We start from the raw sequence: 7,669 nt of genomic DNA on the forward strand, positions 1-7,669 counted from the left end.
AAAATTAAAGCTGATGTAAAAGCTTTAGGTGTTGATTTAATGAGTGTTGCAGGACATAAGTTGTATGCTCCAAAAGGAATAGGAGCTTTATATATTCGCAATGGAGTACATTTAGAAAAGTTGATGCATGGAGCTGATCACGAACAAAACCTAAGAGCAGGAACAGAGAATGTATTGGAAATTGTAGGTCTCGGTAAAGCCTGTGAATTAGCAAAAGCTAACCTGAAAGAAAATGCTATTCATTACAAAGAAACGCGAGATTATTTGCATCAACTTTTAGTGAAAGAATTACCAGATATTAAATTGAATGGGCATCCCGAAAATCGTTTACCGAATACGCTCAGTCTGTCTTTTCCCAGAATAGAAGCCAATACTTTAATTGATCGTTTGGAAGGTGTTGCAGCCTCTGCCGGAGCGGCTTGTCATTCCGAGAGTATTGATGTTTCAGCAGTCTTGGAAGCTATGTTGGTTCCTCTTGATTTTGCTATGGGAACCATTCGTTTTTCTACGGGTAGAGGTTCTACTATGGCAGATATGAAAAAAGCAGCAGATGAGATTGTTTCTACTGTTAAAAGCTTGATGCCTAAAGAAGAATCAGATGCTAAATTGGAAATTCGTGAGCAAAAAGTGATTAAGTTAACGCATTATACTCACGGTTTAGGTTGTGCTTGTAAAATTGAGCCTCAAAAATTGGAGCAAGTTTTAAAGACTTTACCTCCTGTTTTTGATAAGCAGGTTTTGGTAGGCACAGAAACTTCGGACGATGCAACGGTCTACAGCTTAACAGATGATTTAGCTTTGGTGCAAACCCTCGATTTTTTCACACCAATTGTGGATGATCCTTATCAATTTGGAGCTATCGCGGCAGCAAATGCATTAAGCGATATTTATGCTATGGGAGCAAAGCCAATTTTTGCTTTAAATATTGTAGGTTTTCCTGAAGATACCTTGCCTTTAAGTGTTTTAGAGCAAATATTACAGGGTGCGCATGCTAAAGCACAGGAGGCTGGGATTGCTGTTTTAGGCGGACATACAATTGAAGATCCTGAGCCAAAATATGGAATGGTAGTGAGCGGTTTAATTCATCCTGATAAGATTATTAGGAACAAAGGAGCGAAGTCTGGAGATGTTTTAGTACTTACTAAGCCTTTGGGAACAGGAATTCTATCGACAGCTGTAAAAAGAGGAATGTTAGAAGCCGATTTGATAGAAGAAATAGGAGAGCGGATGGCTCAGCTCAATAAAATTCCTGCTGAGTTGATGATGAATTATCAAGTTCATGCCTGTACTGATGTTACGGGTTTTGGGCTTATGGGACATTTACGCGAGATGACAAAGGCTTCTGAATGTGATGTGGATATTGTATTTGATGAGCTTCCATTTATTCGAGAGACAAAGAATATGGCAACGGCAGGTGTAATTCCGGGAGGATCGTTTAATAATTTGGAATATGTGCGTGAAGATGTTGATTTTGGTAGTCACGGTCGAACCAATCAATTACTTTTGTGTGATGCACAAACTTCGGGAGGTCTTTTACTTGCTTTATCAGAAGAGGATGCTAATGCTTATTTGAAAGATTTATACGATGCAGGGATAAAAGAAGCTAAAATTATTGGTAACTTTACTTCCAAAGGAAAAGGTAAAATTAATATTATATAAAAATAGTATGCAATATACTGATTTAACGGAAATTAGTTCGAAAGAAGTTCTTCCTGGCTTTCATGGTAAATTTGTTCACTCTGAAAATATGACTACGGCATATTGGGATATAGTTGCGGGTTCGGAAATTCCTGAACATAGCCATGAACAGGAGCAAATAGTTAATTTAATTGAAGGAGAGTTTGAATTGATTGTGGATGGAGAGCTAATAAAGCTTTATTCAGAAGGCGTAGTTGTTATACCTTCTAATGTAAAACATTCAGGAAAAGCGGTTTCTCATTGTAAACTAATTGATATCTTTCATCCTGCCAGAGAGGATTTTAAATTTTAATAAAAGTTTAGTTTTTGTTTTTGTAAACATTGTGCTCAATCTATTTGTGCCTTGTATCACAGAAGACCCTAAGACACTATGAAAAGGAAGTGACTCTTTGTGGCTCAGTGACTTCGTGGTGTTTTTTATACATATTGTGACATCACAGAGACTCCAAGACACTAAGAAAATGAAGATTTAGAGAATAAATCTTTGTGACTCTGCGCCTTTATGGTGTTTTTTATTTTTTATAAGTATGGTGCTTAATCTGTTTATTTGTTTAAAACTGATAATTCAGACTAACTCTAAAACTTCTTCCCGGAGCGGTTATTCCACTAGAATAGGTTCGGTAGCGTTTATCCATTAAGTTTTCTAATTCAAAAAGGACGGAAAATGCTTCGGAAAAGCTGTAGCTCGATTTTAAATCAATTGTAAACCAAGCTGGAGAGTAGGGATTCCCATTTTCATCCTCAGCATATAAGTGAGGTTTGTCTGCTTCGGAAGGAGGAAGGTCTTCAAAAGCCATTTCTCCGTTAAAAAAAGTATTTAACTGAAATTTCCATTTATCTTTTTCAAAGTTAAAGCTTGAATTTCCATAAATAGGAGGGGCGTGACGAACAGAAAATCCATCATTATCAATGCCTACTATTCTGCTAACTCCGGCTTTCCAAATAAGATATTCGTTGAGTTTTAGATTTGCTTGTGCGGTAATCCCATATATTTCGGCAAATCCAGCGTTTGTAATGGCTTGTATATCACTTTCTTCACTATCGTATATCATGGTTGTTAGTCCATCCAAAGAAAAATCTCTTCTTACCATTGCATTATCCAAATAAGAATAAAAGCAGATTAATTCAACAGATAATTTTTGATCTAAAAAAGCTTGATTCAAGCCTAAATCAGCACTATAAACATATTCTGCTTTTAAATCTGGATTAGGAACAACCACCGTTCCTGGTTCAGAATCAAATACTTTGGCAATATCATCAATATTTGGAGAACGGAATCCCGTTGAGAGATTGAAATTTACACGTGTGTTCTTTTCACTTCTGTAAACCAAGCCTATACTGCCCGTAAAAGCATCGTTTTGTAAATCGATAGTTTCATAATCAAAGGGGAAGAAGCTTTTATCTTCAAAGCTGGAATATAGCTTTACATAACTGTATCTAAGTCCGCCGCTGATATCTATTTTTCGGTTTAGCTTATATCTAAATGCAGAATAAGCTGCTAAGGTTTGATAACTATTATCTCCATCGGGATAGCGTGTAGATAAAGGACTTTGGATATTATTTGTTATGTCTTTGGTGTATGCCGTAGATTTTAAATTATCGTTATATGCTTCTATTCCGTAAAAATAGAAGAAATCAGGTGAGAGTTTTTTATTAAAATCGGCATTGAAACTAAATATATTTAGATTCTCAAAACGGGAATTTAGGTTATTGTCATTAAAACGCCTATCATGTCTGCTTTCTTCGTATTGTTGTACACTAAATTGGAGTTTGAAAGCATCCCAGAGCTTTCCTGTTTTTTTTGATTGTAAACTAATACTATTCACCATCCAGTTTTGTGGGCCGTAATACCATTCTGCATATTTTAAGTTTTCATCACTTATTTGTATTAGGCGGTCGTAGCGAGGAATATCGGAGGATTTAGTATAGTAAAACAGATACTCAATACTAAGATTTTTATTAGCTTGATATTTAAACTTTTGCATAAAGTTTAACTGATTGTAGCCTGAATATATTTGCTTATTTGTATTTTCATTTCTAATCATATAATCAATACCATCAATACGTTCTATGTAGTAGTGCCGCTCATACTCACTTGGACCAATATTTCCCATTATTTGATCACCAAAGTTCGTATAAGAAAAGCTGGTAAACGATCCCCATTTCTTTTTAGCCAAAGAAAAATGAAAATGTGCTGTTTTTTCGTTATTTGCAGAGGTATACCGACTAATTGCTTGTCCGTTAAAATTTAAAGTATTATCAGTATTTAATATTATTTTCTTTGAATGAAAGTCGATAACCCCTCCCATAGCATCGCTTCCGTAAACAATGGAGCCGGGTCCAAAAATAACTTCCGATTGTTCAAGAAGAAAAGGGTCGACAGTAATAATATTTTGCAAATTACCACTTCGGTAGATAGAATTATTCATCCTTATTCCATCAAACATTAGTAAAATGCTATTAGCAGCAAAGCCACGAATCATAGGACTTCCGCCACCCATTTGGCTTTTTTGAATATAAATTCCCGGGGTATTCTTTAGAAGATCGGCAGAAGTTTGAGGATTTGTAAAAGCAATAGTTTTACTATCTATTTTTTCAATTTTATTAGGTATTTCTTCTATATTTTCTTCCCACTTAGTAGCAGAAATCACTATCTCGTTTAGTTTTATCTCTTTACTAATTAATATTATAGTCTTCTGTTTCAGTGCTTTATTGTATGGAATAGAGAAGTCGAGATAAGCAGTATGATGAAAATATAAAGTATCGGATATATTAAATGCAGAAATATCCATTATTCCATTTTCATTGGAGACTGCGGTTGTGCTTTGCTCTTGATTGGTAGCAAGAACTTGTTCGAGAGGGGTTTTGTATTTGCCGGAAATTAGTTTAATTTCTTGCGCATAGCCTTGTATTCCTAAGAATAAAAGTGAGATAAGTACTAAAATAAATGGTTGGTGTTTCATGCTTACAAAAGTAATTCAAAAAAAGAAATATTCTTTCAATTTCAGACTTCTACATAAGCAAGATTTATGCCAATAGTTCTTATTTAGAAAGCTCGAGTAATAAAGATGTCTTAGCAGGTAAATCTATCAAATTTAAATTGTATTTTATTCCTGTAATTACGTCTGTACCAGTAGTATATCCGGAAATTATTTCATTGAATCTTTCCGTATGTAAAGTAGTGTTTTCCTTGTTTTTATTTAGAATAACCATTACCGTTTTTTCTTTATTATATCTAAAATAGACGTAAGTCCCATTTTCAGGTGCAAAGTGTTTCAGTTTGCCATTATGAATAACTGAATTTTCTTTTCTCCAATTGAATAGTTTACGTACAAAGTTTTGAGCTTCTAACTGCTGCTTAGATAAATTTCTTCCGGTAAAAGCATTTATTTTATCAGCTTTCCAACCTCCGGGAAAATCACTTCTGATAAGACCGTCGTTTCTTTCTTCAGGGCTTGTAGCCAAATATTCTGTACCATAAAATATTTGAGGAATTCTTTTGGTGCTTGCAACATATATCAAGGCTGTTTTAAAGAGATTGAAATCTTCATTAATCTGTGTGTAAAAACGTTGCATGTCATGATTGTCGGGGAAAATTACCAAATTCTCGGGATTAGGATACATAAAATCATTACTCAGCATTTCGTAAAGATTTATAAACCCTTTGTTCCAATTTTCCTCATCGTGTAAAGCATTTAATAAAGCAATATGTAATGGGAAATCCATTAATGAAGGAAGACAACTTTTAAAACCATCAGGATTATTCTTACCATTTTGCCATTTTGCAAGAACAGCAGGATTTGGACTCCATTCTTCGCCCACAATATTAAAATTGGGATATTCTTGCATTATTCTACAAGCATATTCAGCCATAAATTCTTTTCCTGAATAGGGATGAGTGTCGTGTCTGATTCCGCCAAGATTAGCATATTCTACCCACCAAATACTGTTTTGAATAAGATAATCGGCTAATAGATGATTGGATTGATTTAAGTCGGGCATAGATTGTACAAACCATCCATTTTCAAAAAGTTCTTTGTCACTCTTTGAGGCATAAGGATCGCTGAGGGTAGTCCTTCGGTGATTAGTAATTTTAATATCAGAAGGATAATGATACCAGTCTTTTGTAGGCATATCTTTAGTCCACCAATGCTCTAGTCCACAATGGTTCATAATTTGATCCATTATAAGTTTAATGCCACGTTTGGATGCCTCTTCACTCAATCTTACGTAATCGGCATTACTTCCAAATCGAGCATCAACTTTGTAATAGTCAGTAGTAGAATATCCGTGATAACTTGAGCGTTTAACATTGTTTTCTAAGACCGGATTTAGCCATATAGCAGTAAATCCCATTTTTTGAATATAGTCTAAGTGGTCTATAATGCCTTGTAAATCACCGCCGTGTCGGCCATAGGCTTCATTACGATTTTTACCTTCAAGCAGCTTATTCACTTCATCATTTTCAGGGATAGCATTAGCGAAACGATCAGGCGTAATCAAATATATAGCATCGCTATTGTTAAAACCAATACGTTGTGCAGAATTTTTCCTTCTCTCTTTTAATTCAAAAGTATAGCGAAGTTTTTCTTTCTTTCCTTTCTTAAAAATGAGGTCAAATTTTCCAGCTTCGGCTTCTTCATTGAGGCTGAGGTATAGGAATAAATAGTTTGAATTATCTGTACGAATAACAGAATCTAGTTTTAGGTTAGGGTAGGAGAAGCTAGGAGAAAGTTCGCTAATTTGATCTCCGTGAACAAGTATTTGTATTTGTTTGTACTCCATGCCTGTCCACCAAAATGCAGGTTCTAAATGCTTGATTTTATAGTTTTGAGCAAAACCAATTGTGCCTACAAGAATTAGTGTTATACTAAAGAAAAGATTTCTGATTTTCATGATTTGTTGTTTGAGTTTTAAAGAACAAAAATATTAAAAAAGCCCATCTGTCTTTTGACGGATGGGCTTTTGGAAATTTTAGGTTATTAGTTTTTAGTAACTGTTGCTGTCAATCCCCAAGGATCGAAAGTAACAGTATAATTTCCGTCAGAGTCAATATTAATATTGGCACCACCTGCTTCAAGAGCATTTAAGTCTCCACCATAATTAATAGCCCAATCGTCGTTGGCTCTAATTTTGAAGGATCCGGAAGAAACTAAGTCTAGAGTAACTGTAAATACATTATTTGCAGCATCCCAAGTCATATTGGTATCATCACTCCATCCACCAGGAGTGGCATCACCGATTAAACCCCAGCGATTAAATGAATAAGTATATTCATTTGGATGGCTGAGATCTAAAGTTATAGAATAATCAGCTTCAACATCAACAACAATATTTGCACCACCAACACTTAAGTTTCCATCTGCGGCATCGCTACCGTAGTTATAGTCCCAATTATGGTTTGCTCTGAATTTGAATTGAGCAGCCGTTAATGTTTGAACACCTCTCCAAGTTTTTGATGTAGGATTATAGGTTAAAGGTGTTTCATCACCCCAACCACCAGCTGTAGCATCACCAATTACTCCCCAGACGGTTGCAACGGCAGTAAATGTCATTGCATCTGTATTGGCATTTATTTTATAATAACCTGCATCTGCAACGATATTTCCACCATTAGGATCTAAGTTACCAGCTCCATCAGTTCCGTAATTAGGTCCATCCCAATTCATTTGACTAGCAAATTTCCACTGATTAGAAGCATTTGCCATATAAACATAGCCTTCTAAATTATCTGGAGAAGCAATGGTGCTAATTATTTGAGGTGATTTATCTGGTGACCAATTTGCTAATCCTGAACCAGGATAACTAGCTTCTACGTAATCACCAGGAATATTCCAAGTTTGAATATCTGCTAAAGTAGTAAACTCAATATCAGATCCATAAGAAGTACCTGCACTATTGGTTGCAAAAGCACGAACATGGTAAGTTGTATATTTTTCTAATCCCGTTAGTTCGCTTACAAATGCATCTT

At 35.2% G+C, this 7,669-nt stretch carries 5 protein-coding genes; 2 read left to right on the top strand and 3 right to left on the bottom strand.

Going from position 1 to position 7,669, the window contains the following annotated elements; all coding sequences use genetic code 11:
• Together selD and J7K39_04860 are read left to right on the top strand one after the other, a co-directional pair.
• Window positions 1-1,659: selenide, water dikinase SelD (gene selD, locus J7K39_04855; GenBank protein ID MCD6179212.1), on the top strand; the 1,659-nt coding region annotated here is incomplete at its 5' end.
• Between the two features lie 7 nt (window positions 1,660-1,666).
• Window positions 1,667-1,990, top strand: a complete 324-nt coding sequence (locus tag J7K39_04860; GenBank protein ID MCD6179213.1) for a cupin domain-containing protein — start codon at window positions 1,667-1,669, stop codon at window positions 1,988-1,990.
• A gap of 259 nt (window positions 1,991-2,249) precedes the next feature.
• On the opposite strand, the gene J7K39_04865 is transcribed toward J7K39_04860, so the two are convergent.
• The 3 genes from J7K39_04865 to J7K39_04875 form a co-directional block, all read right to left on the bottom strand.
• On the bottom strand, window positions 2,250-4,661 hold the full coding sequence (locus J7K39_04865; GenBank protein ID MCD6179214.1) for a TonB-dependent receptor: 2,412 nt from the start codon (window positions 4,659-4,661) through the stop codon (window positions 2,250-2,252).
• 79 nt (window positions 4,662-4,740) lie between these two features.
• Window positions 4,741-6,594: a glycoside hydrolase family 13 protein gene (locus J7K39_04870; GenBank protein MCD6179215.1), complete on the bottom strand. Its 1,854-nt coding sequence runs from the start codon at window positions 6,592-6,594 to the stop codon at window positions 4,741-4,743.
• An 86-nt stretch (window positions 6,595-6,680) separates the two neighbouring features.
• On the bottom strand, window positions 6,681-7,669 hold a 989-nt coding region (locus J7K39_04875), incomplete at its 5' end, for a SusF/SusE family outer membrane protein (GenBank protein MCD6179216.1).

This window comes from Bacteroidales bacterium, from assembly GCA_021157585.1.
Classification (GTDB): Bacteria; Bacteroidota; Bacteroidia; order Bacteroidales; family UBA12170; genus UBA12170.

Coding starts and splice junctions, on each gene's coding strand:
- J7K39_04865 (MCD6179214.1), bottom strand. CDS start 4,661: ATGAAACACCAACCATTTATTTTAGTACTTATCTCACTTTTATTCTTA.
- J7K39_04870 (MCD6179215.1), bottom strand. CDS start 6,594: ATGAAAATCAGAAATCTTTTCTTTAGTATAACACTAATTCTTGTAGGC.
- J7K39_04860 (MCD6179213.1), top strand. CDS start 1,667: ATGCAATATACTGATTTAACGGAAATTAGTTCGAAAGAAGTTCTTCCT.